Here is a 26174-nt window from a genome sequence, read left to right on the forward strand (position 1 = left end):
CCGGGGGATCGCGTATCGACCGGGGATCGATTATCGGGGGATCGCGTGTCGGGGGTTGATCCGCAGGCTTCCCGAGGAGCACCCGCTGCGGGGACGCAACATGCCGCAGCGCCCGGCGACAGGATCAGTGTCATCGGGCACCGCGGCATTTCAGTGTGCTGAGCGTGCCGGAAGCGAAGGTTCGCCGCCGTTGCGCGTCAGGAGGCGAGCACCTCGTCGAGCAGGGCCTCGGCCTTGTCCTCGTTCGTGTTCTCCGCGAGAGCCAGCTCGCTCACCAGGATCTGGCGGGCCTTGGCGAGCATGCGCTTCTCACCGGCGGACAGTCCACGCTCGCGCTCGCGACGCCACAGGTCACGCACGACTTCCGCGACCTTGATGACATCGCCGGAGGCGAGCTTCTCCAGGTTTGCCTTGTAGCGACGGGACCAGTTCGTGGGCTCCTCGGCGTACGGCGCGCGCAGCACCTCGAAGACCCGGTCCAGCCCGTCCTGACCGACCACATCACGCACGCCGACGAACTCCGCATTGTCCGCTGGCACACGCACCGTCAGGTCACCCTGGGCGACCTTCAGCACCAAGTAGGTCTTGTCCACGCCTTTGATCTGGCGAGTTTCGATGGCCTCGATCAGCGCGGCCCCGTGATGGGGATAGACCACGGTGTCGCCAACCTTGAACGTCATGTGACAGGTACCCCTTCCGTGGCTATCCAGGGTAACACGGATACGGCGTCTTCTGAATGGCGTTTTCGCAGGTCAGGGCATATCTCAGGGCTTGACAACAGCAACCGGAACGTGCTGCGGGGAGCCTCCGGAACCGGGTATTCGCAGGTCGGAGGGGCTCTCCGGGCGGGGTGAAACACGTACGTCACACGCCCCGGGAGGCCGTTCCAAGTGGCGGAACATCCCGGTTTGTCCGGTCTCAAGCGTGCGACTTCCGCTACTCCGTTCGGTACCCATGGCCGGATGCGAGACGAATCCAAAATTGATCAACGGCTGCCGGAGGGGTGCTGCGTGATCAATATCGGGGAGGCTCGCGCATTCCTCCACGGAAATTTCGCGAGCGTCGTTGTGAGGGGCCGAGAGGGGGTCACGGTCCCGTTATGTGAATGACAGACCAGCGGCTGCCGCAATGTGACCGCGGAGTCAGGTGCGCCGCCCGGAGTACCCCCAGCCGGAGGGAAGCCCGGGGTCAGGGGGAGGGTCGGGTGCGACGCCGTGGGAACGGCTCGGTAGCCTGAAGCCGCTGACAGACACTTAGGGCGGCTTTACAAGGGGAGCCGCCCGCGCGTTCAAGGAGTTGCCGCCGCCGTGAGCAGCAGCCTTCGACGCGGCGCCCTCGCCGCCTCCGCCATCGTCTTCTCGATCGCCTCGCTCGCCGCCTGCGGCGCCGGAAACAACGCCCAGACCCTGGAGATCAAGCCGGACAACGCGGCGACCAGCGTGGGCGACATCAAGATTCAGAATGCGCTGGTCATCACCCAGCCCGACCTCCAGTCGACGGGCCCCGCGGTGATCTCCGCGACCCTGTTCAACTCCGGGAGCACCGACCAGACCCTCCAGTCGATCACCCTGGACGGCAGCGGGACGTCCGCCGAGCTGAAGCCCGCCAAGGGCCAGAGCCTGACCGTTCCCGCGCACGGCTCGCTGATCCTCGGCGGCAAGGACAACGCGTCCGCGACGCTGCCCAGCGGCCGTGAGGCCGTCCAGGACGGCAACGCCCAGAAGATCACCTTCACCTTCAGCAAGACCGGCAAGGTGAGCCTGCGGGCCTTCGTCGTCCCGGCCACCAGCTACTTCGACAAGTGGGGCCCGAGCCAGGTCCCGTCGGCCCCGGCCGGCGCCGGTGGCGCCACGGCCACCCCGTCCGGCAGCGCGAGCGCGTCCGGCAGCGGCAAGCCGGAGAGCGGCCACGGGACGAGCCCGTCGGCCACCGCTTCCGGCGCGGCCGTCACCCCGCACGACTCGGCGTCGGCGTCGGCCGCCGGCCACTGACCGTACGTATGCCGAAGGGCGGCACCCGCGCGGGTGCCGCCCTTCGGCATACGTACGAGCGCTCACCGGTACGAACGCTCACAAGTCCACGAGCGCTCACCGGTCCACGAGCGCTTACGGTTTACGGCTCGAACTTGTAGCCCAGACCCCGCACCGTCACCAGGTACCGCGGCGCGCCCGGGTCCGGTTCGATCTTGGCGCGCAGGCGCTTGACGTGGACGTCGAGGGTCTTGGTGTCGCCCACGTAGTCGGCGCCCCACACGCGGTCGATGAGCTGCATGCGGGTGAGCACGCGGCCCGCGTTGCGCAGCAGCATCTCCAGGAGGTCGAACTCCTTGAGCGGGAGGTCGACCTTGGAGCCGCCGACGGTGACCACGTGGCGGTCGACGTCCATGCGGACCGGCCCCGCCTCCAGCGCGGCCGGGGTCACCTCCTCCGGCTCGCCGCGCCGGCGCAGCACCGCGCGGATGCGGGCGACCAGCTCACGGGAGGAGAACGGCTTGGTGACGTAGTCGTCCGCTCCTATTTCCAGCCCGACAACCTTGTCGATCTCGCTGTCCTTGGCGGTCACCATGATCACGGGGACGTTGGAACGGCCGCGCAGCTGACGGCAGACCTCGGTGCCGGGCAGGCCCGGCAGCATCAGGTCGAGGAGGACCAGGTCGGCGCCGTTGCGCTCGAACTCGTCCAGGCCGTCAGGGCCGGTCGCCGCGACGGCGACCTCGAAGCCCTCCTTGCGGAGCATGTACGACAGGGCGTCGGAGAAGGACTCCTCGTCCTCGACGACGAGCACACGGGTCACGGAAGGACCTCCGGGGCGGGAAGCGATGCGTACGGGGGTGGATCGGTGGGTCCGGCCTCGTCGTCGAGGTCGGGGTGCTGCAGTGCGCGGTCGCGGGCCGCGCCCGCCTCCGGCAGCCTGAGAGTGAAGGTGGAGCCCTGGCCTTCGGCGCTCCAGACCGTGACCTCCCCGCCGTGCGAGGCGACCACGTGCTTGACGATGGCGAGACCCAGACCGGTGCCGCCGGTGGCCCGGGAGCGGGCCGGGTCGACACGGTAGAAGCGCTCGAAGATGCGCTCCTTGTCCTTGTCCGAGATGCCGATGCCCTGGTCGGTCACCGCCAGCTCGATCATGTCGCCGCCCGGCGCGTTGATCCGGCGTGCGGCTATGCCGACGCGGGTGCGGGCCGGGGAGTAGTTGACCGCGTTCTCGACCAGGTTGCCCAGGGCGGCGGCGAGCTGGCCCCGGTTCCCCCAGACATGCAGGTCGGCGGTGCCCCCGGCGGCCATCGTGATCTGCTTCGTGCCCGCCTGGTGGCGGCAGCGGTCCATGGCCTCGGCGACCAGCTCGTCCACCCGGACGGGCTCGGCGTCCTCCAGCGGGTCGTCGTTCTGCACCCGGGAGAGGTCGATCAGCTCCTGCACCAGGTTGGTCAGGCGGGTCGCCTCGATCTGCATCCGGCCGGCGAAGCGCTGCACGGCCTCGGGGTCGTCGGAGGCGTCCATCACGGCCTCGGAGAGCAGGGACAGCGCGCCGACGGGCGTCTTCAGCTCATGGCTGACGTTCGCCACGAAGTCGCGGCGAACCGCCTCGATCCGGCGGGCCTCCGTCAGGTCCTCGACCAGCAGCAGGACCAGGCGGGAGCCGAGCGGGGCCACGCGCGCGGAGACGGCGAGGGCCTCGCCGCGTCCGGTGCCGCGCCGGGGCAGGTCCAGCTCGACCTGTCTTATCTCCCCGTCCCGTCGGGTGTCCCGGGCCATCTGGAGCATGGGCTCCACGGAGAGCTTGCCGCCGCGGACCAGCCCGAGGGCGTAGGCGGCGGAGCTGGCCTTGACCACGGCGTCGGCCTCGTCGAGGACGACGGCGGAGGAGCGGAGCACGGACAGTACGGTGTCCACGCCGGGCGGGAGTACGGGATCAGTGTGCAAGGAAGTCCTGGTCGGTCGCTTCTGGTCGCGTTCGCTCCAGCGGAACGCCAGCATGGCGATGACACCGGTGAGCACCCCGGCGATCGCTGCCGCTGCGGCGACCGCCGCGTTCACGTCCATGCCTCCAGGTTAGGCACGGGGTACGACATGACCACAGCCGTCACGGTGCGACCTCGAACACTCGTCGCCCAGAGTTCACCTTGCAGCCAGTATTGGTTCATTTGGGGTGGCGGAAACGGACGGGTGCGGGGCACAACGTGGGAGCGTGGGGACCAAGCACACCGATGAGAGGGAACCCTGATGCGGGACGCGTACCACGAGGAACTGGACTCGATCGGCGACGGACTGGTGGAGATGGCCCGGCTGGTCGGATCGGCGATCGGGCGCGCCACGACCGCCATCCTCGACTCCGACCTCAAGCTGGCCGAGAGCGTGATCGAGGCCGACAAGAAGGTCGACGAACTCCAGCACGACCTGGAGGCCCGGGCGATAGCCCTGCTGGCCCGGCAGCAGCCGGTGGCGACGGACCTGCGGATCGTCGTCACGTCGCTGCGGATGTCCGCCGACCTGGAGCGCTCCGGCGACCTCGCCCAGCACGTGGCGAAGCTGGCGCGGCTGCGCTTCCCGGACCGGGCCGTTCCGTACGACCTGCACGCCACCATCCTGGAAATGGGCCAGCTCGCGCAGCGCCTGATGGCCAAGGCGGCCGAAGTGCTCGTGACCAAGGACGTCGACCTCGCCCTCCAGCTGGAGCAGGACGACGACGAGATGGACCTGCTGCACCGCACGCTCTTCCAGCACCTGATCGACGAGCGCTGGAAGCACGGCATCGAGACGGCCGTGGACGTCACCCTGCTGGGCCGCTACTACGAGCGGTACGCCGACCACGCCGTGGCCGTCGCCAAGCGCGTGGTCTACCTGGTGACCGGTGAGCACGCGGACGAGCTGCAGCCGGACATCCAGCCGGTGACGGGCACCGAGGGGGCGTGACACCCTCCGTGCCGGGGGGCGTGATCCGTGCCGGGGGCGTGGCCCCGTCCGTGCCGGGGTGGCCGGGGTCCGCGAACGCCTCCGTGCGCCGTTGATGCGCCCGGCGCGGCGGGCATGAAATGGGCGAGGGCACCCTGCCCCAGGTCTAGGAGGGACCCATGGCCGAATCCCCCAGCACCACGCCCGACCCGACGCAGGAGCGCGAGAGCGGGCAGCCCGCCGAGATCAGGACCCTTCCGCTGTTCGGCGCGTGCGGCTGCGGCTCCGGCTGCGGCTGCGGGTGCCAGTCGGGCAACCCCTGCCAGTGCGGCTGAACGGCACGTCCGGGCCGGTGTGAGCGTTGTTCACACCGGCCCTCGTCGTACCGGATGCCCCTCCCTCCCCTCGGGCGCAGCATGGAAGGTGCGGGTGGGAAGGACGACCGGCGACAGGAGGTGGCGGGCCATGGCCAAGTTCATCGACGTGCACCGTGGCATGGAGGGCATCACGGCCGACCAGTTGATGGAGGCGCACCGGGCCGACCTCGCCATCGAGGCGGACGAGTCCGTGCACTTCCAGCACGCCTGGGCGGACCCGGAGTCCGGCATCGTCTACTGCCTCTCCGAGGCACCCTCGGCGGAGGCCGTCCAGCGCGTCCACGAGCGTGCCGGCCACCGGGCGGACGAGGTGCATCCGGTACCGCTGGAGGTGTGAGGGCGGCGCCGTTCCGCGTCAGCAGGCGGGGGGCGCCGATCCGCGTCAGCGGAAGGGCGGACGCCATTCCACGTCAGCAAGACGGGCGGCGCGGTTCCGCGTCACCGGACGGGGGGCGCCGTTTCGCGTCAGCGGACGTCACGCCCGTCCTCCCAAGGGGGCGCGGGGCCTCCGCCGTACGGACGGGCCGGGTCACCGCCGTCCGTCTCCGGCCGGAAGCTCAGCCGGCGGGTCAGGACCTCCCGGGCCACCTGGCTGACCGTGCGTCCGTCGGCGTACGCGCGGGCCCGCAGCCGGTCCAGGGCCTGCTCGGGGTCCACGTCCAACTGCACCATCACCATGCCGACCGCCTGGTAGACCTCGGTGTGGCCGGCCTCGGAGGCCGCCACCCAGGACGCCACCTCGCCCTCGGTGTCGTCATCGGTGCCTCGGTCCGGGGTGCCGTGACGGGCCGCCTGGAGGTTCATCAGCGCCAGGGTGACCGCGTCCCGCACCCACAGCGCGACCCGCAGGTCCGGTTCGGCGAGCCCGCCGGCCTGTTCGCTGTACAGGTCGAGGGTGCCGATGGCGGCGCCGCTGACGCCGAGCGGCAGCGAGAACACCGCGCGGACGCCGAGACCCACCGCCTCGTGCGCGAAGATCGGCCAGCGGCGGAGGTCGCGACCCTGGGTGAGGTCGCACGCGAGGACGGGGATGCCGCGGTCGAGGGCGGTCTGGCAGGGGCCGTCGCCCACCGTGTACTGCAACTCCGCCAGCCGGGCCGCGACCCGGTCGCTGGCGCACCAGGTCATGCGGACGCCCTTGCCGCCGGAGATCGACACCGACGAACCGGTGACCGGCAGCAGCCGCACACACGCCGCGCACAGCGCGCCGGGCACCTCCCGGGGCTCATCGGCACCCCGCGCGGCGGCGGCCAGCGCCTCACCGACCCGCATCCGCACCTCGGCGTCGGGCGCCCCGCCGCCACCCGCGGACGACCCGGACTTCTCGGGTGGCATGGTCATCACTCCCGCCACGGCACGGTCTGCGCCGGCATGATCCACCGGCATCCGCCTGCCGAGTTCCCAGAAAGGGGAAGGTAACTGCGCGTTTCCGCCGACGTGAGCAGCGGACGCCGGCAGCCTCTCTTCGGGCCCCGCGCTGACGAGTCCGGCACGTCGGTGCACCTGCCCCGAGGCACGTCGGCGAGCCCCGCGCGTCGGCGGCCCTCCCTGCCGGGCTCTCTGCTGACGAGTCGCACACCCCCGGGGAACGTCGGCGAGCCCTGCACGCCGGCGCACCTCCCCTCCGGGCCCCCGCGCCGCAAACCCCACACGCCGGCGCACCTCCCCTCCGGGCCCACGCGCCGCAAACCCCACACGCCGGCGCACCTCCCCTCCGGGCCCCCGCGCCGCAAACCCCACACGCCGGCGGCACCCCCTCCCGGGCCCCCGCGCCACGACCCCCGCACACCGACGGCACCCCCCTCCCAACCCCCGCACCGGTCCTGGGATCGTGGGGCCATGCTGCTGGATCCCGAGAAGACCCTGTTCGTCCGTGGGGCCACGCCCGTGCTGCTGCTGGCCGAGGCGCCTGTCCACGAGGCGCTGCCGGTGCTGAGCGTGCCCGACGGGGCGGTGCCGGTGTGCGAGGGGTGGAGCATTGCGCCCCGGCTCACCCTGTGTGTCGTGGACGGACCCGGGGATCACGGCCTCGTCGTTCCCGCCCTCGCCGCCCCGGTGATCGGAGCGCAGGGAGCCCCCGGCGACATGGGTGACTGGTGCGGGGACGCCGAGGCGGCGGGCGGAGCGGTCGTGCTGTCCGTGGACCGGCTGCCCGAGACCCTCGACTGGTCCGCGCTGCTCTCCTCGGGCACGGCCCGTGGCGGTTTCCTGCCGGCCCTGTGAGGCGTACGTAGCGGCACGAGCGGCGCCCGACTAGGCCGTACGGACCTCCGCCCCCGCGTCCGTCCGCGCCCTGGCCGGCGCCGGCTGCTCCGGGGGCAGGCGGCGCATCAGGACGCCGTAGCCGAGCCCGGCCGCCGTACCCACCACCGCGCACGTCCCCCACAGCCACCCGGCGCCGAGGTGGTCGATGACCATGCCGGACATCAGGGGCGCGATCAGGGCGGCGACGGACCAGGAGAGGGTGTACATGCCCTGGTAGCGCCCGCGGCCGTGGACCGGGGAGAGGCGGACGACGAGGCCCGTCTGGGTCGGGGCGTTGACGATCTCGGCCAGCGTCCACACGCACACCGTGACCATGAAGACGCCGACCGAGCCGGCGAACGCGGTGAGCCCGAAGCCGTATCCCGCGAGGAGCGAGGAGGCGACCAGGAGGGTGCGCGGGTCGCGGTGCTCGATGAACCGGGTGACGGGGATCTGGAGGGCGACGATCAGGGTGCCGTTGACGGCGATGGCGAGGCCGTAGTCGGCCGGGGAGAACCCGGCCCGCCCCATGGCCACCGGCAGTCCGACCGAGCCCTGCTGGAAGACCAGGGCGACCAGGAAGGACAGCCCTACGACGGCCATGTACCGCCCGTCCCGCAGCACCGTGCCCAGGCTGACGCTGTCCGCCGCCTGCCTGGCCGTGGCCGCCGGCCGTGACTCGGGCACCTTGGCGAAGACGACGACCGCGCAGGCCAGGGTCATCCCGGCCTCGATCAGGAACCCGGCGAGATAACTGAACTCCGCGATGAACCCGGCGGCCATGGAGGAGACGGCGAAGCCCAGGTTGATCGCCCAGTAGTTGAGGGAGAAGGCCCGCACCCGGTCCTCGGGGCGGACGATGTCGGCCATCATCGCCTGCACGGCCGGCCGGGAGGCGTTGGAGGCCATGCCGACGAGGAAGGCGACGGCGGCGATGGCGACCGGGTCGGTCATGAAGCCGAGCAGGGCGACCGAGCCGGCGGTGGCGGTCTGCGCGATGAGCAGCGTGGGCCGCCGGCCGAGCCGGTCGGCCATCACCCCGCCGCCCAGCGAGGAGACGACCCCGCCGAGCCCGTGCAGGGAGGCGACCAGACCGGCGTACGAGGCGGAGTAGCCCCGGTCGAGCGTGAGGTAGAGGGCCATGAACGTGGCCACGAAGGCGCCCAGCCGGTTGACGAGGGTGCTGGTCCACAGCCACCAGAAATCTCTGGGGAGCCCGGAGACGGATTCGTGGACGGCACGTCTCATACGGGCTGGTGACATCGAGGATCCCCCACGTCTGTAAGCGGCTCAAGCGGTGAGCACACGTTACGAGCGGGGGCCTCGGAGACGCCAATCAATTAGCAGGTAGCGTCAATCGGGCCACGGCAGACCCGCGCCCCGGCCACCTGGCGTACCACTCCTCCCCCCATGCCCGACACGGCCCCCATTCCCCTTAGGTAGGCTCAAGGCCATGGCCGACGCACCGTACAAGCTGATCCTCCTCCGCCACGGCGAGAGCGAGTGGAACGCGAAGAACCTGTTCACCGGCTGGGTGGACGTGAACCTGAACGAGAAGGGCGAGAAGGAGGCAGTCCGCGGTGGCGAGCTCCTGAAGGACGCCGATCTCCTCCCCGACGTGGTCCACACGTCCCTCCAGAAGCGCGCGATCCGCACGGCCCAGCTGGCGCTGGAGGCCGCGGACCGCCACTGGATCCCGGTCCACCGCTCCTGGCGCCTGAACGAGCGCCACTACGGCGCCCTCCAGGGCAAGGACAAGGCGGCGACGCTGGCCGAGTTCGGCGAGGAGCAGTTCATGCTCTGGCGCCGCTCGTACGACACCCCGCCCCCGCCGCTGTCGGACGACTCGGAGTTCTCCCAGGCGAACGACGCCCGCTACGCCTCCATCCCGCCGGAGCTGCGCCCGCGCACGGAGTGCCTGAAGGACGTCGTCTTCCGGATGCTCCCGTACTGGTACGACGCGATCGTCCCCGACCTGCTGACCGGCCGCACGGTCCTGATCGCCGCCCACGGCAACAGCCTGCGCGCCCTGGTCAAGCACCTGGACGGCATCTCCGACGCGGACATCGCGGGCCTGAACATCCCGACGGGCATCCCCCTCTACTACGAGCTGGACGCCGACTTCAAGCCGGTCACCCCCGGCGGCAAGTACCTCGACCCGGAGGCGGCGGCGGCCGCGATCGAGGCGGTCAAGAACCAGGGCAAGAAGAAGTAACTCCGCACCATCAAGCCCCCGACCTGCGAAGTCCTCGCGGAGCGGGGGCTTTTTGGTGGGGCTGGGCCGCTCCTGGACGGCGAACATCGTGGTGCCCGCCGCTCACTGCGAGATCGTCTACGAGATTCCCATCAACCGTCAGTGCGCCACCTCCTACCTGCGAAAACGCCCCGCAGGGGCTCTTCCCTCCAGGACGTTTCGCGCCGGTCACGTCCAGCGCGCTGCACCCGACGAGGTCCCGGACGATGTGGGGCGGGATTCCGAAGCCGAGAAGCAGCGACACGCAAGTGTGCCGGAGAGCGTGGAAGCAGCACGGACAAATTCGAAGGTCAACACACTCACTGACCGCCCCTGGTCTCGATATGGATGCGCGTCAACGCAAACAGGATCAGGAGGTCGAGTGTCATCACGGGAATGGCCCACAACGGGTAGTACGGAACGAACATGAACTGGGTGATCAGGCTGATCGCCGCCACTGCACCACCGGCCCCGCGACCCCAGCTCTGGCCGGACAGAACTCCCAGACCGGCAATGACGAGTGCCACTCCGATCACGAGGTGGATCCAGCCCCAAGCGGTCAGATCGAACCGGTAGGCATACCGGGATGCGGCGAACAACGTGTCATGCGCGATTCCGGCCGCGCCCATCAGAATGCTGGCGGGCCCGCTGAGCAGCATCATGGCCCCAGCGAACGTGGAGGCGTCATCGACCGTTTCCCTGCCGTCGGGCCCTCCGCGTCCGCGCCGTGTCCTGGTCGGCACCGTTGTCATGGCAGCAGCCTTCCTGTGCAGCGCAATCGCTTCCCCGTTTTCATGATGGATCTTCCCGGGACGCCCCGCCTCCCGGGCGGCCCGCACGGCCGACGTCCGCGAGAAGCAGGCGGCTGCAGAGTGATGATCCAGGCCAGAGCATCACGCTGCGTTGTCGGCAGAGCCGCCGTGACGCCGATGAACGGAGTCCTCGGTGCACCAGCGTCCGAAGGTCCGGGCTCCTCCGTCTCATTCAGCGACAGACGCCACCGTTCAGGGGGCTGGCCGTCGACACTCAAAGAGCCGGCGAACGCGAATGAACCAAGTGAACGCCCGGCACCAGGGCCCAGGGTGGAGGGGCCGTGGGTGAGTGGAGGCGGGGCAAGTGTGGTCGGCCGACGGGCCGAGGCAGCTGCCGCAGCAAGACGGGCGCCGCAAGAAGTGAGCCGGAGTCGCAGGGTGAGTGTCTGACTGCGTGACAACATCTATGGACCCCGGCAGACGAGCGCGAACGTCTGCAAACCATCAGCGCACATGAGAGGGCCACCAGCCCAACTCGGCGCCCCCGCCCAAGTTGCTTCGGGACGAAGAAGTCCCGAGCTAGAGGCCGTCGCCTTCGATGAGTGAGCCGTCAGGGCCGAGAGAGAAGAAGCGCGGTGGGCCCATGGTTTCCATGGCCCTTTGCAACGCCGCTTCCCGCTCCGCGGGATCAGGGCCGTGCGGGTCCCGGACCCGGAAGCCGTGCAGTCGGATGCTGTCCTTGTCGATGTCGTCCGGCTCGGGGCGGCCCTCCAGTACGAAGCCGCAGAGGGCACGCAGTGCGTCTTCGCCCAGTTCCAGGGGGTGGAACGGCAGTGGGTACGGCTCTTCGTCCTCGTCCGGCCAAGGAATGACGTCGGCCGGGCGGTCTCCGGCCCAGTAGGGCAGCTCGAAGGAGAGTGGTTCGCCGATGTTCTCGATGATGCCGCTGTCCGGGGACAGGCTCAGAGAGCGGACGAGTCGGCCGTCCTCCCACACGGCGAACGCGAGCCAGTCCACGACGCTGTGCATGGCGTGCAGCACGAGCCGCCGGCCGATGCTCGCCGCCACGAGGTGTTCCGGGAGCTGGGAAGGAAGGTCGATCATCACCCTCTGGTCGCCGACGACCTCAAGGCCGGGCCAGCTCGCCGCGTACGCCGTTCCCTCCGGGGGGTACACGCCGTCCCGGAGAGCCGAGCCCTCGCTCTCCTCCATCTCCCGGCCCGGGTAGAGCAGCCGCATCATGCTGGCCGTGCGTGCGAGGTCCGCTGGGCCCGCTTCTCGCAGCAGCCCCGGTACATCGCCGTCTGCGTACACCAGAAAGCCCGTCTTGGCTCCCAAAGCCCCTCCCCAGGGTGTGGCTCTCGTTGGCGGGTGCACGGTAGCCGCCCCCACTGACAACACGAGATGACGAGCAAAAGATCTTGCGGACGGAAAGGCGGCTCTCCCGGCCACGCTCGCGCGGAAGCGCCCCGCGGCGCGTGGCTGCGGGGCGCCTGGGCGCCTGTGGGGGTCAGTCGATCTTCTCCCCGTCGTGCGTACCGCCCTTGCAGAGGTTGTCCTTCAGGTCGGCCATGCCGCCGCCCTGCTTGCACTCGGAAGGGGTGACGTAGGAGTGGGCATCCTGTGCGATGGCGGTGGCGGCGCCTGTGAGGCCGAGTCCGGCGAGGGCTGCCGTGGCGATGACGGTGGCGAGGATTCGTCGAATGCGCATGTGGTTCGCCTTTCACGGATTGCCTCGGTTGGGGCACTAGTCAGCTTCACCTTCGCCCATGTGGGTGGCACGTCGTGTTGCGCCATTCGGGTGATATTGCTGTCGGGTGCGGGGCGGAAAACGGGCCCGCCCGAGCCAGGGGAAGAAGGAGCAGCCTTCGTCTTCCGAGTGAATCAAGCCGTTCGCCGAGTGGCGTCCGACATGGCACCGGGTAGGCAATCGTGCTGTCGGACAAGAAGCGGACAGGGAGCAGCCCGATGCCGAAGTTCCTCATCCAGGCCACCTACACGCCAGAGGGCACGAAGGGGCTGCTCAAGGAAGGCGCCAGCGGCCGCCGCGAGGCCGTCGACCGGGTCGTCGCCGACCTCGGCGGGACGGTCGAGGCCATGTACTTCGCCTTCGGGGAGGACGACCTCGTGTGCATCATCGACCTCCCCGACCCGGCGTCGATGGCCGCCGCCAGCCTCACCGTCAAGGCCAGCGGCGCCCTCCGCACCCGGGCCACTCCCCTCCTCACACTCGAAGAGATCGACGAGGCCGCCCGCAGACAGGTCGCCTTCCGGGCTCCCGGCGCGTGATCCGGACACGGCACCTGGCGGGAGGTCGTGCACCGAGGGCGCACGGAGACATGCCTCCTCGCCCTGAAGGGCACTCGGTCAGCGAGCGTGGAGGTACTGAGATGAGCGCCGGAGAGAAGGCCAAGGCGAAGGCCGAACAGGTTGTGGGAAAGGCCGTGCGGACACTGGCTCACGCGGTGCACAAGGATGATCTCGCGGTGAAGGGTGCCGCCCTCGAAGCGCGGGGCAGGATGCGGGGTGCGAAGGAGGGGGCCAAGGGGGCCTTCAAACACTGAGAATGCCACCACCTCCCAGGGTGGTCCGGTGGCGGTGGCCAAACCGTGCGGTGGCCGGACCGTGCGTAGCCAACCCGGCGCCTGCATCTGATGCGCCCGGCACCCGCGTCTGGTGCTTCCGACGCCCGCGCCGGTGCGTCCAGTGGAGCCGACATGGCCCAGCCGGCTCGGCCACCGCCCGCCCCGCGCCTCAGGCAGCCGGCCGCCTTTACGGATTCGCCTCCACCGCCCGCGTCACCGCGTCCCTCATCCCACGCCACCCCCGAGGCCGCTGCGGTGCCAACCGGGTGACCATGCGGCCCAGCCATTCGGGGTCGCCCAGGAGGTGGGCCTGGCCCGCGTCGATGACGTGTGTCGTCAGCAGTTGGAGGAAGACGAGGTGGGCGCCGGGATAGGGGCGGGGGTGCCGGTCGAAGCGGGCGATCCAGTTCTCGTAGGGGTGGCGCAGGGTCATGTGCAGGTAGCCGCTGCCACGCCCCCGCCAGGGGCCGGGCAGGCCACCGAGGAGTCCCCCGAAGCCGTTCGAACCCCTGGCCGGGTACTTGCCGCCCATGGTGAGGTTCATGCCCAGCATGATCCGGGACCACGGGATCAGCTGTCCTTCCGAGTCGGGCTCGTGCTGGTACAGCCCGTCCCCTCGGAACTCCACCCAGTGGCCCTTGCCGCTGTCCCCCACCACCCAGCGGCCGTCGGACAGTTCCAACGGTCCCAAGGTCGCGCTCGTGTCCGTCATCCGACTAAGCCGCGCCGAATCCTGCGCGGAGCAGACGTCGCATGTCGTCGCCCAGCTCGGCGCTCGGATCGTGGATCAGCCGTTGCCGCAGGTCCAGCAGCAGCTCGGCCTCGGTGGTGCGGCCGCTGCGCCGGTGCGCCCTGGCCAGTCGCAGCAGCGCCGAGCGCACGGTGGGCGCATTGACGAAGAGCCCCTCGCCCAGATCGATCGACGGTACGCCCGTGTACGCGACGGACGTTCCGGACGGCGCCACCGGGCCTCGGCCGCGGCCCATGTCCTGGACCGCGGGCGCGACCGGCGGTTCCGCCAGGGCCTTGACCCCCATCCACTTGTTGCCGAAGCTGTGCGCAGTCATCTCGCCCCCTGGTCGCCACCCGGCCTCGGCACAGTGTCAGTGATCAAGCTGTTCGCCGTCCACTGTCCATCCAGGCCGACCACGCCCAGGCTCGGCAATGGCCGCCCGCTGACCAGATGGCCGCCCGCTGATCAAGCCGGTATCCAGTCGGGCCACCCCGGCGGCACGTTGTCCGCGGGGCAGAGGCCCGAGTCGCCGGGGTAGTCGGCCAGCGTTCCCCGGGCAGCGAAGAACCACCAGGCCAGGCACACCGTCGCGACGATCACCAGCACGGTCGGCAGTGCGGCGCGGATCGCCGTCGGCGCGGCCGGTGCCAGTCGTCGGCCTGCGGCCCGTGCCAGAAGCGCCACCACCGCGCCCGCTCCGGGGACCACGGGGAGCAGGACGTTGAGTTCCAGGCGTCCGCCGGCGTCGTACCCCGCGTCGCAGTACGCGCGGGCCCAGACGGTCAGGGACCAGGCGGCGCAGCCCATGGCGGCCCCGAACAGGGCGGAGGCCGCCCAGGGGAGGCAGGAGGCAGAGCTCGGGTCGGCTGTGTTCGCGTCACTCGGCTTGGCTGTGTTCACGTCATGACATGACAGCGCGCCCACCCGGCGCGGTTGCGCCGCGCCGGGTGCGTGTCCGAATGCGCACCTCGTGTCGGGTCCGGTCAGGACAGATCCGGTACGCAGCCGAACCAGTTCACCGCGTGCTTGTCCTCGGTGTAGCCCATGCATCGCATCGTCTTGTCGTGCAGGGTGCTGGTCCCGGCGATGTCCTCGTCCAGGTAGTCCGTCTTGTGGCGCGGCTGGACGAGGGTGTCGATGCCGATGACGTACCAGCGGTGTTTCTGCTCCGGGATGTCGCAGCCGTGCGCGGTGACGTTGCGGCTCGGTCCTTCACTCCATATCGGGCGTTCGGCGCGCTCGCAGTGTGCCTTCTCGGAAGCGGCGGCGGTGCCGGCGCCGGTGCCGAGCAGCGCCGCGGCGCCCATGGCCACCGCCGCGGCGGCGCCCAGCAGGCGGTGCGGGGTGCGGTTCATCAAGTGGTTCTCCCTGGCGATCACGATGACGGAACGGCAATCACGGAACGGCGCTGACGGAACGGCAGCCACGAGACCGCCATCACGGGACGGCAACCACGAGACACCCATCAGGGGACGGCAATCACGAGACGGCGATCACGCACCCACGACCAACCCGTCAGCTTCTGTGATCGTCACACCGGTCCCGGCGCCCGTCCTGGCGAGCACCGCACCCGTCCCACGTCCCGGTGACCGGTGTGGTGCCAATGCAGCAGCGCGAGTGACGCAGGTCACTTTTCGGCGCGTCACATCTCCGGCTCGCCCTCCGTCAATGAGGCGCAAGCAGCCGCAACCCACTGAGGAGCACACCATGGACGCTCGGCTCAACCTCTTCGCCAGCCCCGTCGCCGGCAAGGTGTTCAAGCACTTCAACGCGGCCGGCAAGGCGATCGCGGAATCCACGCTGCCCGCCGCCACGCAGGAGCTGGTGAAGATCCGTGCCAGCCAGATCAACGGGTGCGGGTTCTGCACCGACATGCACACCAAGGACGCCCTGGAGGCCGGGGAGAACCAGACCCGGCTGCACCTGGTCGCGGTCTGGCGTGAGGCCACCGTGTTCAGCGACGCGGAGCGGGCCGCGCTGGAGCTGGTGGAGCAGGGCACCCGGATCGCCGACGCGGCCGGCGGGGTCCCGGACGAGGTCTGGGCGAACGCCGCCAAGCACTACGACGAGGAGCAGCTCGCCGCCCTGGTGTCCCTCATCGCCGTGATCAACGCCTACAACCGCGCCAACGTCATCGTCCGGCAGCCCGCCGGCGACTACGTGCCCGGCATGTTCGGCTGAGACGAGCATCCGTCAGGGGTGCATGCGCGCGCCCTTGAGGACCTTGTCCACTCCGTTCTTCGGGCCGTACACCGCCAGGCCCACCAGGTCCAGCTCGGCGGTCGGGACGGCGCGGACGGCCGCGCGGTTGTCGCGGTCGTTGCCTGTGGTGAACAGGTCCGCTGTGAACACCGCGCACGGCAGGACACGGGTCAGCGCCCTGCCGTGCGCCGCCTTCAGGGTCTCCTTGGTGCCCTCGAAGACCAGCACCGGCTGGCGGAACATGGGCAGGTACGACACGCCGTCCGCGTCCTCGTACGGGTCGCCGACCACCTCGGGGAGCGTCGGGCCCAGGCCGCTGACCAGGAACGCGGTCACGTTCAGGCGCTGCCAGGGTTCGAGGTCCTCGCGCAGCAGCACGGCGATCTTCGTGTCGAAACGGATGGGTTCAGTGTTCATGGACTGAGACTCGCGGCCGGGTCCCCGTCCGGTCTTGTACGTTTTTTGCATGACCGTCGGGCACGAAGTGAGCGCGTGGCGTCCCCGGGTACCGGGCGTCACCGAGGTCTTCCACGCCCGTTTCACCGAGTACGCCTATCCGATGCACGTCCACGACGCCTGGACGCTGCTCATCGTGGACGACGGGGCCGTACGGTACGACCTCGACCGGCATGAGCACGGCACGCCGCTCGACACCGTGTCGCTGCTGCCGCCGCACGTGCCGCACAACGGGTCGCCGGCCACGCCGGGGGGTTTCCGCAAGCGGGTCGTCTATCTGGACAGCAGCCGGCTCGGGGAGGAGTTCATCGGGCCGGCCGTGGACTCCCCCGACCTCCGTGACCCGGTGCTCCGGCTGCGCGTCGGGCAGTTGCACTCCGCCCTCGCGCGGCCCGGTGACGAGCTGGAGGCGGAGAGCAGGCTGACCCTCGTCGCGGAGCAGCTCCGGCACCGGCTGCGGCGGCGGCCCACGGGCGGGGGACGGCACGAGAGTCCCGTACTCGCCCGCCGGCTGCGGGAGTTGCTGGACGCGCGGGTCGTCGAGGGCATCTCGCTGGAGGAGGCCGGCCGGTTGCTGCACGCCCATCCGGCGCACCTCATCCGGGCGTTCAGCGGCGCGTACGGCATCGCCCCGCACCAGTACCTGATGTCGCTGCGGGTCGGGCGGGCCCGGCGGCTGCTGCTGGACGGGGTGCCGCCGGGCGAGGCGGCCCCGGTCGCCGGGTTCTACGACCAGGCCCATCTCACCCGGCACTTCAAGAAGCTGGTCGGGGTGACCCCGGGGCGTTACCGGAGCAGGGCGCGCTGAGCCTCGTACAGGTTGCGCGGGCGTACGGCGTCCGTGGTGCCGTACAGCTCCAGGCGGGAGTGCAGGTCTCCGGTGAAGTCGGGGACGTCGGTCTGGTCGAATTCACGGACCTCGTTGATGCCGACGGTCGCCGAGTACGGGGCGAGGCCGTCGATCTTCACCAGGCCGGCCCGGCCGTTGGTGACCCGGATGTTCCAGTGGGTGAACCGGGCGCCGAAGAGCGGGCCGGCGCTGGCGTCCCCGCCGTGGCGGCCGTTGTTGTTCACGGTGATGTCGGTGCGGACGTTGGCGAAGGGCAGGCCGCGGTGGCTGTCGAAGGTGCCCATCCGCATGTCGCCGCGTGACCAGACGTTGTGGGAGGACAGTCCTTCGACGTTGATGCCGTGCAGTTGGGTGTTCGCGGGGGCGGGGACCGTGCGCTCCTCGATGGTGAAGTCCTCGATCAGGTTGTCGTGGGAGCCCTCGCGGCAGAAGTACGGGTGGTGCGAGCCCCGGCCGGCGACCCGGGTACGGCGCAGGGTGCAGGCGGAGGCGGCGACCAGGCCGAAGCCGTTGTCGACGTGGCGGACCGTGACGTCGTCCACCCAGCAGTCGTAGGCGCACTGGAGGACGACGCCGTTGTAGCCCTTGTCGAGGAGATGGGGGGACTGCGGGGTCTGGACCGCCTCCAGGGTCAGTCCTTCGACGCCCGATCCGGTCAGCTCCGGAACGTGCGTGGTCAGGCGCGGGTCCCACTCCGGGCGGATGTCGAGCGGGAGGGGGCGTTCCAGGGTGACGCGCCGGCCGTGGACGCGGTGGACGCGGACGGGCCATTCGTAGGGGACGTACGACGTCAGTTTCGTCTTGTCGTCCCAGACGTACGCCGCCGGGCCGGGGCCGTCGCCCGCCATGTGCCGGAGGAGGGTGTGGGCGGAGTCGTCGGCGAGGCGGAGGAGGACGAGCCGGCCGGGGTGGAGGGCGGAGGGGTCGGCGACCGTGACCGCCCATGAGCCGCGCTTCGCCGGTGCGACGGTGGTGAGGGTCGTCCACTCGTCGCGCCTGTTGCCGGTCCAGCCCTCGAAGGGCCAGGCCCGGTCCCGGATGGCGGCGGTCAGGGATTCCCAACGGGCTCTCGGCGCCAGCCAGATGAGACCTCCCGCCCAGGACCAGGAGGACTTGTCGCCGCCGTAGCGGGAGCCGTAGACGCCGATCAGCTCGGTGAGGTTCCTCGTCGCGTACAGGGTCGTACGGCCGCTGCCGGCGCCGCGCAGGACGACGTTCGAGTCGCCGAGGCGGATGACGTCGTCGATGCGGTAGGTGCCGGGCGGGATGGTGACCGTGCCACCGCCGGCCCTTCCGGCGGCGGCGATGGCACGGTTGATCGCGGGGGCGCAGTCCGTGGTGCCGTCGGGTACGGCGCCGTACGCGGTGACGTCGGCGACGACCCGGGGGCGGGGGAAGCGGCTCGCCCCGGCCCGGCAGCCCGCCCGGCCGATGTACGGGATCTGCCGGTGGGTGAGCGGGGTGCGGGTGAACTCCCGCCAGAGGGTGGGCGGTTCGGCCGCCCGCGCGGTGCCGGTCGCGGCGCCCAGGGCCACCGCGGTGGCTCCGGCGAGCAGGGTCCGTCTGGTGAGGTGCGCGTTGCTCATGTCCACCCGCCCCTTCATCTTCCCGGTGTACGAGTCATTCATCTATGTGAATGACGTTCAGGAATGCGTTGGCGGTGAGCATGCCACTGTGCCCGGGGAGCGGGAAGGGGTCGTACGGAAGAAAAGCGAGCGTCAGTCCGCGGGGCGGTCGATCAGGTGCATGAACGCCTCCAGGTTGCGTGTGGACTCGCCGCGCGCCACCCGCCAGGCGTACTCCTTGCGGATCGAGGAGGCGAAGCCGAGCTCCAGCAGGGTGTTGAAGGCGCCGTCGGCCGCTTCCAGGACCTGGCCGAGGAGCCGGTCCACCCCGTCCGGGGTGACGGCGGCGAGGGGCAGCCGGGCGGTGACGTAGACGTCGCCGAGGTGGTCCACGGCGTAACTCACGCCGTAGAGCTTGAGGTTGCGCTCCAGCAGCCAGCGGTGGACGCCCGCCTCGTTCTCGTCGGGGTGGCGGATGACGAAGGCGTTGAGGGAGAGGGAGTGGCGGCCGACGAGGAAGGACACCGTGGTGGACAGCTTGCGCGTGCCGGGCAGCTTGACCACGTAGTTCCCCGGCTCGGGGCTCTCCCACTCCAGTTCCGCGTCCTCAAGGACGCTCTCCAGGACCTGTCCTGCCTTCTCGACATCACCCATGGTGGGAGCGTACGCGACGGCGGTGGGACTGGGTCGCGGCCGTGTAGACGTCGGCGGTGGCGGCGGCGGCCGCGTCCCAGCCGAAGGACTGGGCGTGCCGTGCGGCGGCCCGGCCCATGCGCGCGCAGAGCGCCGGTTCGTCGGCGAACCGGCGCAGCACGCGCGCGTAGTCGGCCGGGTCGTGGCCCTGGACCAGGAAGCCGGTCTCGCCGTCCCGCACGGCCACCGGCAGACCGCCGACCGAGGCCGCGAGCACCGGCGTCCCGGACGCCTGCGCCTCGATGGCGACCAGCCCGAAGGACTCGCTGTACGACGGCATGACCAGGACGGACGCGGCCCGGAACCAGTCCGCCAGCTGCTCCTGGCCGACCGGCGGGCGGAACCGCACGACGTCCGCGATGCCCAGCCGGGCCGCGAGCTTCTGCAGCCCCTCCGGCTTGGCGAGCCCGCTGCCGCTGGGGCCGCCGACGACCGGGACGAGGATGCGGGAGCGCAGCTCCGGGCGCTCGTCCAGCAGGACGGCCACGGCGCGCAGCAGGATGTCCGGCGCCTTGAGGGGCTGTATGCGGCCCGCGAAGAGGGGGATCAGGGCGTCCCGCGGGAGACCGAGACGGGCGCGGGCGGCGGCGCGGGCGTCGTCCACGGGGGCGGGCGAGCCGTCCTTCGACGAGCCGTCCGTCGGGGAGCCGCCCTTCAGCGGGCCGTCCACCAGAGAGCGGCCCTCCAGCGAGCCATCCGTCGCGAAGTCGCCCTGCGGGAAGGGGCGGAAGCGGTCCAGGTTCACGCCCGGGTGGACGACGGCGACCTTCGCGGGGTCGGCGGCGTAGTGCTGGACCAGCTCGCCGGCCTCCTCGGCGGTGTTGGCGATCAGCCGGTCGGCGGCGGCCACGATCTGGGTCTCGCCGATGACCCGGGCGGCGGGCTCGGGGGTGTCGCCGTCGGCCAGGTTGGCGTTCTTGACCTTGGCCATGGTGTGCATGGCGTGCACCAGCGGCACGCCCCAGCGCTGGGCGGCGAGCCAGCCGACGTGGCCGGAGAGCCAGTAGTGGGAGTGCACGAGGTCGTAGTAGCCGGGCCGGTGGCCGGCCCAGGCCTGCATCACGCCGTGCGTGAAGGCGCACAGCTGGGCCGGGAGGTCCTCCTTGGCCAGGCCCTCGTAGGGACCCGCGTCGATGTGCCGGACGAGGACGCCGGGGGCCAGCTCGACGACGGGGGGCAGGCCGCCGGCCGTGGCCCGGGTGAAGATCTCGACCTCGATGTTGATCGCGGCCAGCCGCTGGGCCAGCTCCACGATGTAGACGTTCATGCCGCCCGCGTCGCCGGTGCCGGGCTGGTGGAGCGGGGAGGTGTGCACGGAGAGCATGGCGACCCGGCGGGGCCTGCGGTACAGCCGGAGCCGCGTGCCGGCCGCCGGGGAGCGTCGCCCGAGCCTGCTGACGTACTGGCTCACCTGGCGTTCCTCCTTGTTGCGGGCATGCCTGACGAGGGCCCACCTCGCCCTCCAAGCTGGTCCAACAGCGAGCGGGTGCCCGCCCATTTCCCGCTCAGGCGGCTTTGCCGAATCATTACCCGAGATCGATCAACGGTTCGAATGCGGATGGCGTCGGCGCCGGTGCGTCCCGAGAGGCAGGCCCGCGGCGGCGGCCGCTTACCCTCGTACTCATGACAGCCCGCGCAGCCACCCGCCCCGTGGGAACGGTGACGCGCGGGACCACCAACCCCAACCGGCTCCGCCGCATGGACCGCTGGATCGCGGCCACGCACGGTGCCGAGCTGCGCCGCGCGAGCGAGCCGGTGGCGGTCGACCTGGGATACGGCGCCGCTCCCTGGACCGCCGTGGAGCTGCTGACCCGGCTCCGCGCGGCAGCGCCCCGCGCGCGTGTCGTGGGCGTCGAGATCGAACCGGAGCGGGTCGCGGCGGCCCGGCCGTACGAGCGGGAGGGGCTGACCTTCCGGCACGGCGGCTTCGAGATCCCGGTCCCCGGGCGCCCGGTGCTGATCCGGGCCGCCAACGTGCTGCGCCAGTACGACGAGGACGAGGTCGCGGCGGTCTGGGAGCGGCTGCGCGCGCGGCTCGCCCCGGCGGCCGGCGGCTCGCGCGGCGGGCTGCTGGTGGAGGGGACGTGCGACGAGATCGGGCGGCGGCACGTGTGGGTGGCGCTCGGCCCGGAGGGTCCGCGCACGGTCACCTTCGCCACCCGGCTGGGCTCCCTGGACCGCCCCTCCGACCTCGCCGAGCGCCTGCCGAAGGCGCTGATCCACCGCAACGTCCCTGGCGAACCGGTGCACGCCTTCCTGCGTGACTTCGACCGCGCCTGGGCCGCCGCCGCGCCCTACGCCTCCTACGGCGCCCGGCAGCGCTGGCTGCGCGCGGTGCGGGACCTGACCGCCGACTGGCCCGTCACCGACTCACCGGCCCGCTGGCGGCACGGCGAAGTGACGGTCACCTGGGCCGCGTTGGCGCCCCGGTCCTGATCCCGGCGCCCCGGGCCGGACAGTGACGGTCCGCGTCTGACGCCGCGCCGGTATCACCCGTTCGGGGGTATCACAGACGGAACGATCTCCGTGCGTCGTTCGTCACACCGGCGAGGAGATCGTCGTATCCGGTGGCGAGCGGGGGAATTCCGGTTTCCGACGGCCTCTGTCGCTTTGCGCGCGGCCGTGGCACGATCCCTCAGACGCCCGTAAGTTACTGACGGTAAATCAGTTTGGGGGGAAGACGTATGGGACCGGGCAAGCGCGGCCTGCTCACGGCCGCCCTGACCGTGATCTGCGCGGTGACCGTCCTGTCGGCGCCCGGCACCGCGTTCGCGGTGCCCGAGCCCTCCCGCACCCCGTCCGGGACCCCGACACCCACGGCGACTCCCATACCGGCCCCGACTCCCGCGCCCAGCAAGGATCTTGAAGAGGTCCGCGCGAAGCTCGACAAGCTCTACCACGACGCCGCGGTGGCCACCGACGCGTACAACGCGGCCGAGGAGAAGGCCGAGAAGCAGTCCGCCGAGATCGTGGAGCTGGCGAAGAAGATCGTCGCCGGCCGGCGGAAACTGGACGAGCTCAAGGACCAGGCGGGCGCCGCCGCCCGCGACCAGTACCGCACCGGTGGCTTGTCCGACACCGCCCGGTTCCTGCTCAGCGACGACCCGGGCCGGTTCCTGGACGGCGCCGGCCGGGTGCTCCAGGGCCAGCAGGCGGCGAAGAAGCTGATGACGGAAAAGGCCCGCACCCAGCAGGAGTTGCAGAGTTACGCCGACGACGCCTCCGCCCGCTGGAAGGAGCTGGAGGCGAACCGCAAGGTCAAGGACGCCGCCAAGAAGAAGATCGAGAAGCAGATCGACGCGGCCGAGAAGCTCCAGTCCCGGCTGGAGAAGAAGGAGAAGGAGCGGCTCGCCGAGCTGGAGCGGGAGGCCGCGGCCAGGGCGCAGACCGCCTGGCTGGACACCGGCGCCCTCAAGGACGTCCACGGAAAGGCCTCCGCACAGGGCGAGAAGGCCGTGCAGTACGCCACCCGGCAGCTCGGCAAGCCGTACGTGTGGGGTGCCGAGGGCCCGGACTCCTTCGACTGCTCGGGCCTGACCTCCCAGGCCTGGGCGGCGGCCGGCCACCCCGTGCCGCGCACCTCGCAGGAGCAGTGGAAGCAGCTCAAGCACGTCGAGGTGAAGGACATGCGCCCCGGTGACCTCGTCATCTACTTCGACGACGCCAGCCATGTGGGGATGTACATCGGCGACGGCACGATCATCCACGCGCCGCGCCCCGGGCGGACGGTGACGACCGCGGGTGCCGGCTCCATGCCGATCCTGGGGGTCGTACGACCGGACGCGTGACCGGTCGCGCGTGGTGCGGTGCGGGTCATCTCCCCGGTGACGTACGTCATGTGACCCACCGCACGCGCGATCCGCCCCAAACTCCCCCAGGACGTGAGCTTCGTCATCCCGCCGGGGCCGTCGGCGTGTCCAACTGCGGTACGGAAAGCGGCATATGACAGTGGCGGGCACGGGAGCGACGCGGCTCACACCATTCCGTCGGGGCGGTCCCAGCCGCTATGGTCCCGGTCGGTGGGTCGAGACCCCTCGACGCCGCCGTGCCCTCGGGGGGAGGGAAGGAACCCAGGAAATGCCCGTACCCGTACCGCGGCAGAGAGCGATCCCGGCCGTGGAGAGTGGTCAGGCGCAGGCCGCCCGCGCAGTCGGCGGCCCCCTCAAGGAAGAGGCCCACCGCGACGCCACGGCCGTGAACGGCACCGGCGCCACTCTCACCCTGCTGCTGATCGAGGACGATCCGGCCGGCTCGCCGATCGTGCCCGACCTGCTGGACTCGGCCGGCAAGCCGATCCGCGTCCGCACCGCCCGCAACCTCACCGAGGCCGAGCGGCTGCTCACCGACGACGTCCACTGCATCCTGCTGGACCTGGCGCTCCCGGCGCCGGGCGGCAGCGACACCGACGACGAGCTGGCCGTGCTCAGGCACGTCCTCCAGCTCGCGCCCCGGCACGCCGTGCTCGCGCTGACCGCCTCCGGCGACGCCGAGCGCGGCGCCGAGGCCGTGCGCGTGGGCGCCCAGGACTACCTCTTCCGGGACGAGCTGGACGGCCGGCTGCTCAGCCGCGCCATCCGGTACGCGGTGGAGCGCAAGCGGTCCGACACGGCCGAGCGGCGGCTCGCCGAGGGCAAGATGCGCGCGCAGGAGAACCGCCGGCTGGAGCGCGGCCTGCTGCCGACCCCGCTGCTGGAGGGCTCCTCGCTGCGGTTCGCCGCGCGCTACCGCCCCGGCCGGTCCCGGGCGCTGCTCGGCGGCGACTTCTACGACGCCGTCCGCACCCCCGACGGCACCGTGCACGCCATGATCGGCGACGTCTGCGGGCACGGCCCGGACGAGGCCGCGCTCGGCGTGGAGCTGCGCATCGCCTGGCGGGCGCTGACCCTGGCCGGGCTGTGCGGGGACGAGCTGCTGAACACCATGCAGCAGGTGCTGGAGCACGAGCGCGCCGACGAGGAGATCTTCGCGACGCTGTGCACGGTGGACATCGCGCCCGACGGCCGCCGGGCCGGCCTGTGCCTGGCCGGCCATCCGGCCCCGCTGATCGCCCGCCCCGGCCGGCCGGCGCGGCTGCTCCCCTACGAGAACAACGGCCCCGCCCTGGGGCTGCTGCCCGGCGCCCGCTGGCCGCGGATGCAGGTCGAGCTGGGTGCCGAGTGGAGCCTGATGCTCTACACCGACGGGCTGATCGAGGGCCGGGTCGGTGAGGGCGGGGAGCGGCTCGGTCAGGACGGCATGCTGGAGATGATCCGCCGGCAGCTGTCCGAGGGGCTGCGGGGGGAGGCGCTGCTGCGGGCCGCGGTGAGCGAGGTGCGGGACCTCAACGGGGGTGAGCTGACCGACGACGTCGCGGTGGTGCTGCTGGATCGGACGCGGTAGGCGCAATCCCGCCGCAGGCGGTCGCGCGCCGTCGCCGGGTACCGGCAGCTCCTGGCTCGACCCGCACGCACCCGGCGGGCGGCCCCGCGGCGGGATGCCGTCAGCGGCCGCCGTTGTACGGGCCGTACGGGCCGTCGCTGCTGCTTCCGCCCCCGCGGCGGCCCCACCCGCGGCCGCCGCCCACCTGCTGGAGGGCGGGGCGGACGTCGACGAGGTAGACGATGCTCGCCACCGCGCCGGCGATGGGGAGGATGGACAGGAGCGAGAACAGGTAGCTGACCACGAGGGCGATGGCGAGGATGATCAGCCAGAAGACCTTGTTCTGCTTGTCGGCGGCGCGGAAGGCGTCCTCGCGCCGGAACGCGGCGTCGAACAGCCCGAACGCGGCCAGGGCCATCAGAATGATCTTCAAGATGCCCAAGAAACCCGCGAAGCCCAACATCAGCATGCTGCCCACCGCCCGTTGATTGCCGATCCCTGCTACGCCGCCACCGTACCCATAGAACGGGCCGGACACCCCAAAGGTGCCCGGCCCGGAACCGTCTCGTCGGCCATGGTCACTTGGCCGGCGGGGTCGTCTTCTTCGCCGTGGTGGTCGGGGTGGTGGTGGTCTTGCGGGGAGCCGGGGCCTTCTTCGCCACGGGCTTCCTGTCCGCGGCCGGGTCGGCCTTCGCCTCGGCCGGCTTCGGCTGGTCGTCCTTGACCTCGACCGGCTCGGGCTTGCCCTCGACCGCGATCGCCAGCTCCTCGATCTCCTCGGCGGCCTCGCCGCGCCAGGTCTTCACGGCCTGCTCGCCGTGCTCGGCGACCCGCTCGTAGGTCTCGCGGGCCTTGACGGCGTACTCGGCGGCGACGCCGACGCTGCGCAGGGCGAGGTCCTGGGCGGTCTCGCCGAGCTTCTTGAGGTCGACGTCGATGGTCCCGATGAACTCGTTGACCTTGGCCTGAAGGGTCTCCTGCGCCTCCTTGGCGCGGGCGGTGGCCTTCTCCTGCACGGCCTTCGGGTCGGTGTTGCGCACGGCCTCGATGCGCGCCGGGGCCTCGGCACGCAGCTGCTCGACCAGGGCCGGCACCTTCTTGGCCTGCTGAAGCGCCAGGTCGGCGGTGCCGGCGGCGAAGTAGAGCGGGGTCGGGTCGCTGAGGGTCTTGCGCAGGTCGTCGGTGATGGCCATGGTGAGGGTCCTCCCGGATCGGATTCGCGTTCGGCTGGGTTGGT

The 26174-nt window shown here is 71.2% G+C and carries 31 protein-coding genes; 13 read left to right on the forward strand and 18 right to left on the reverse strand.

Features of this window, described 5'->3' with window-relative positions:
- Positions 1-197 precede the first annotated feature (197 nt).
- A complete protein-coding gene (locus ACH4LD_RS09540) occupies positions 198-680 on the reverse strand; it encodes a CarD family transcriptional regulator (RefSeq protein WP_003953493.1) in 483 nt (160 codons plus the stop codon).
- 627 nt (positions 681-1307) lie between these two features.
- On the opposite strand from ACH4LD_RS09540, the gene ACH4LD_RS09545 reads away from it, so the two are divergent.
- On the forward strand, positions 1308-1991 hold the full coding sequence (locus ACH4LD_RS09545; RefSeq protein ID WP_132785433.1) for a DUF461 domain-containing protein: 684 nt from the start codon (positions 1308-1310) through the stop codon (positions 1989-1991).
- Between the two features lie 121 nt (positions 1992-2112).
- On the opposite strand, the gene ACH4LD_RS09550 is transcribed toward ACH4LD_RS09545, so the two are convergent.
- Positions 2113-2793, reverse strand: a complete 681-nt coding sequence (locus tag ACH4LD_RS09550; RefSeq protein WP_014673455.1) for a response regulator transcription factor — start codon at positions 2791-2793, stop codon at positions 2113-2115.
- Positions 2790-4040, reverse strand: coding sequence for an ATP-binding protein (locus ACH4LD_RS09555; RefSeq protein WP_132785434.1), 1251 nt, complete (start codon positions 4038-4040; stop codon positions 2790-2792). The genes ACH4LD_RS09550 and ACH4LD_RS09555 overlap by 4 nt, the downstream gene beginning before the upstream one ends.
- 180 nt (positions 4041-4220) lie before the next feature.
- On the opposite strand from ACH4LD_RS09555, the gene phoU reads away from it, so the two are divergent.
- The 3 genes from phoU (at position 4221) to ACH4LD_RS09570 (ending at position 5603) form a co-directional block, all read left to right on the forward strand.
- The gene (gene phoU, locus ACH4LD_RS09560) at positions 4221-4910 is read left to right on the forward strand and encodes a phosphate signaling complex protein PhoU (RefSeq protein WP_103809714.1); all 690 of its coding nucleotides are present in this window, start codon (positions 4221-4223) and stop codon (positions 4908-4910) included.
- A 158-nt stretch (positions 4911-5068) separates the two neighbouring features.
- The gene (locus tag ACH4LD_RS09565; RefSeq protein ID WP_165951611.1) at positions 5069-5224 is read left to right on the forward strand and encodes a hypothetical protein; all 156 of its coding nucleotides are present in this window, start codon (positions 5069-5071) and stop codon (positions 5222-5224) included.
- Between the two features lie 130 nt (positions 5225-5354).
- Positions 5355-5603, forward strand: a complete 249-nt coding sequence (locus tag ACH4LD_RS09570; RefSeq protein ID WP_103809713.1) for an SCO4226 family nickel-binding protein — start codon at positions 5355-5357, stop codon at positions 5601-5603.
- 128 nt (positions 5604-5731) lie between these two features.
- On the opposite strand, the gene ACH4LD_RS09575 is transcribed toward ACH4LD_RS09570, so the two are convergent.
- Complete coding sequence (locus tag ACH4LD_RS09575; protein ID WP_398055596.1) at positions 5732-6601, reverse strand: GAF and ANTAR domain-containing protein; 870 nt, start codon at positions 6599-6601, stop codon at positions 5732-5734.
- Between the two features lie 504 nt (positions 6602-7105).
- On the opposite strand from ACH4LD_RS09575, the gene ACH4LD_RS09580 reads away from it, so the two are divergent.
- A complete protein-coding gene (locus ACH4LD_RS09580; RefSeq protein WP_398055597.1) occupies positions 7106-7489 on the forward strand; it encodes a hypothetical protein in 384 nt (127 codons plus the stop codon).
- Positions 7490-7519: 30 nt separating this feature from the next.
- On the opposite strand, the gene ACH4LD_RS09585 is transcribed toward ACH4LD_RS09580, so the two are convergent.
- Positions 7520-8773, reverse strand: coding sequence for an MDR family MFS transporter (locus tag ACH4LD_RS09585; protein WP_398055598.1), 1254 nt, complete (start codon positions 8771-8773; stop codon positions 7520-7522).
- 190 nt (positions 8774-8963) lie between these two features.
- Here ACH4LD_RS09585 and ACH4LD_RS09590 point away from each other — a divergent pair, with 190 nt between their 5' ends.
- Positions 8964-9725, forward strand: a complete 762-nt coding sequence (locus tag ACH4LD_RS09590; protein WP_132785438.1) for a phosphoglyceromutase — start codon at positions 8964-8966, stop codon at positions 9723-9725.
- 338 nt (positions 9726-10063) lie between these two features.
- Here ACH4LD_RS09590 and ACH4LD_RS09595 read toward each other — a convergent pair whose 3' ends face one another.
- From ACH4LD_RS09595 to ACH4LD_RS09605, 3 genes are all read right to left on the reverse strand, one after another.
- Positions 10064-10405: a hypothetical protein gene (locus ACH4LD_RS09595; protein ID WP_398055599.1), complete on the reverse strand. Its 342-nt coding sequence runs from the start codon at positions 10403-10405 to the stop codon at positions 10064-10066.
- A 669-nt stretch (positions 10406-11074) separates the two neighbouring features.
- Positions 11075-11833: a DUF6928 family protein gene (locus ACH4LD_RS09600; RefSeq protein ID WP_398055600.1), complete on the reverse strand. Its 759-nt coding sequence runs from the start codon at positions 11831-11833 to the stop codon at positions 11075-11077.
- 172 nt (positions 11834-12005) lie between these two features.
- Positions 12006-12206, reverse strand: a complete 201-nt coding sequence (locus tag ACH4LD_RS09605) for a hypothetical protein (RefSeq protein WP_132785441.1) — start codon at positions 12204-12206, stop codon at positions 12006-12008.
- A 257-nt stretch (positions 12207-12463) separates the two neighbouring features.
- On the opposite strand from ACH4LD_RS09605, the gene ACH4LD_RS09610 reads away from it, so the two are divergent.
- Together ACH4LD_RS09610 and ACH4LD_RS09615 are read left to right on the forward strand one after the other, a co-directional pair.
- Positions 12464-12784 (forward strand): GYD domain-containing protein, encoded by a 321-nt coding sequence (locus tag ACH4LD_RS09610; protein WP_132785442.1) that lies wholly within the window; start codon positions 12464-12466, stop codon positions 12782-12784.
- A gap of 101 nt (positions 12785-12885) precedes the next feature.
- Positions 12886-13059 carry a hypothetical protein gene (locus ACH4LD_RS09615; RefSeq protein WP_165951612.1) on the forward strand — a complete coding sequence of 58 codons (174 nt, stop codon included), beginning with the start codon at positions 12886-12888 and terminating at the stop codon, positions 13057-13059.
- A gap of 208 nt (positions 13060-13267) precedes the next feature.
- Here the strand turns inward: ACH4LD_RS09615 and ACH4LD_RS09620 are convergent, their stop codons facing one another.
- The 4 genes from ACH4LD_RS09620 to ACH4LD_RS09635 all read right to left on the reverse strand — a co-directional run bounded on the left by ACH4LD_RS09620 (position 13268) and on the right by ACH4LD_RS09635 (position 15168).
- Entirely contained in the window at positions 13268-13762 is a 495-nt protein-coding gene (locus ACH4LD_RS09620; protein ID WP_398055601.1) for a hypothetical protein, read from the reverse strand.
- A 34-nt stretch (positions 13763-13796) separates the two neighbouring features.
- Positions 13797-14147 (reverse strand): hypothetical protein, encoded by a 351-nt coding sequence (locus ACH4LD_RS09625; RefSeq protein WP_398055602.1) that lies wholly within the window; start codon positions 14145-14147, stop codon positions 13797-13799.
- 131 nt (positions 14148-14278) lie between these two features.
- Complete coding sequence (locus ACH4LD_RS09630) at positions 14279-14713, reverse strand: hypothetical protein (protein WP_398055603.1); 435 nt, start codon at positions 14711-14713, stop codon at positions 14279-14281.
- An 83-nt stretch (positions 14714-14796) separates the two neighbouring features.
- Positions 14797-15168, reverse strand: a complete 372-nt coding sequence (locus ACH4LD_RS09635; RefSeq protein ID WP_398055604.1) for a hypothetical protein — start codon at positions 15166-15168, stop codon at positions 14797-14799.
- A gap of 352 nt (positions 15169-15520) precedes the next feature.
- On the opposite strand from ACH4LD_RS09635, the gene ACH4LD_RS09640 reads away from it, so the two are divergent.
- Positions 15521-15994: a carboxymuconolactone decarboxylase family protein gene (locus tag ACH4LD_RS09640; protein WP_398055605.1), complete on the forward strand. Its 474-nt coding sequence runs from the start codon at positions 15521-15523 to the stop codon at positions 15992-15994.
- Between the two features lie 12 nt (positions 15995-16006).
- On the opposite strand, the gene ACH4LD_RS09645 is transcribed toward ACH4LD_RS09640, so the two are convergent.
- The gene (locus tag ACH4LD_RS09645; RefSeq protein WP_398055606.1) at positions 16007-16483 is read right to left on the reverse strand and encodes a DUF2000 family protein; all 477 of its coding nucleotides are present in this window, start codon (positions 16481-16483) and stop codon (positions 16007-16009) included.
- Here ACH4LD_RS09645 and ACH4LD_RS09650 point away from each other — a divergent pair.
- Positions 16482-17279, forward strand: a complete 798-nt coding sequence (locus ACH4LD_RS09650) for an AraC family transcriptional regulator (RefSeq protein ID WP_132785445.1) — start codon at positions 16482-16484, stop codon at positions 17277-17279. The genes ACH4LD_RS09645 and ACH4LD_RS09650 overlap by 2 nt on opposite strands.
- On the opposite strand, the gene ACH4LD_RS09655 is transcribed toward ACH4LD_RS09650, so the two are convergent.
- From ACH4LD_RS09655 to ACH4LD_RS09665, 3 genes are all read right to left on the reverse strand, one after another.
- Entirely contained in the window at positions 17258-18907 is a 1650-nt protein-coding gene (locus ACH4LD_RS09655; protein ID WP_398055607.1) for a glycosyl hydrolase family 28-related protein, read from the reverse strand. The genes ACH4LD_RS09650 and ACH4LD_RS09655 overlap by 22 nt on opposite strands.
- 132 nt (positions 18908-19039) lie before the next feature.
- On the reverse strand, positions 19040-19540 hold the full coding sequence (locus ACH4LD_RS09660) for a YbjN domain-containing protein (RefSeq protein ID WP_103809687.1): 501 nt from the start codon (positions 19538-19540) through the stop codon (positions 19040-19042).
- Positions 19533-20990 (reverse strand): glycosyltransferase, encoded by a 1458-nt coding sequence (locus tag ACH4LD_RS09665; RefSeq protein ID WP_398055608.1) that lies wholly within the window; start codon positions 20988-20990, stop codon positions 19533-19535. Before ACH4LD_RS09665 ends, ACH4LD_RS09660 begins: the two co-directional genes overlap by 8 nt.
- Positions 20991-21202: 212 nt before the next feature.
- Between ACH4LD_RS09665 and ACH4LD_RS09670 the strand changes: the two genes are divergently transcribed.
- The 3 genes from ACH4LD_RS09670 to ACH4LD_RS09680 all read left to right on the forward strand — a co-directional run bounded on the left by ACH4LD_RS09670 (position 21203) and on the right by ACH4LD_RS09680 (position 24958).
- Positions 21203-22015: a class I SAM-dependent methyltransferase gene (locus ACH4LD_RS09670; protein WP_398055609.1), complete on the forward strand. Its 813-nt coding sequence runs from the start codon at positions 21203-21205 to the stop codon at positions 22013-22015.
- 248 nt (positions 22016-22263) lie between these two features.
- A complete protein-coding gene (locus ACH4LD_RS09675; protein ID WP_398055610.1) occupies positions 22264-23367 on the forward strand; it encodes an NlpC/P60 family protein in 1104 nt (367 codons plus the stop codon).
- A 289-nt stretch (positions 23368-23656) separates the two neighbouring features.
- Positions 23657-24958, forward strand: coding sequence for a fused response regulator/phosphatase (locus ACH4LD_RS09680; RefSeq protein ID WP_165951613.1), 1302 nt, complete (start codon positions 23657-23659; stop codon positions 24956-24958).
- A gap of 100 nt (positions 24959-25058) precedes the next feature.
- On the opposite strand, the gene ACH4LD_RS09685 is transcribed toward ACH4LD_RS09680, so the two are convergent.
- Complete coding sequence (locus tag ACH4LD_RS09685) at positions 25059-25415, reverse strand: DUF2516 family protein (protein ID WP_132785450.1); 357 nt, start codon at positions 25413-25415, stop codon at positions 25059-25061.
- 100 nt (positions 25416-25515) lie between these two features.
- A complete protein-coding gene (locus tag ACH4LD_RS09690; protein ID WP_398055611.1) occupies positions 25516-26130 on the reverse strand; it encodes a hypothetical protein in 615 nt (204 codons plus the stop codon).
- Between the last annotated feature and the right edge of the window lie 44 nt (positions 26131-26174).

This window comes from Streptomyces sp. NPDC017676, assembly GCF_044329325.1.
Classification (GTDB): domain Bacteria; phylum Actinomycetota; class Actinomycetes; order Streptomycetales; family Streptomycetaceae; genus Streptomyces.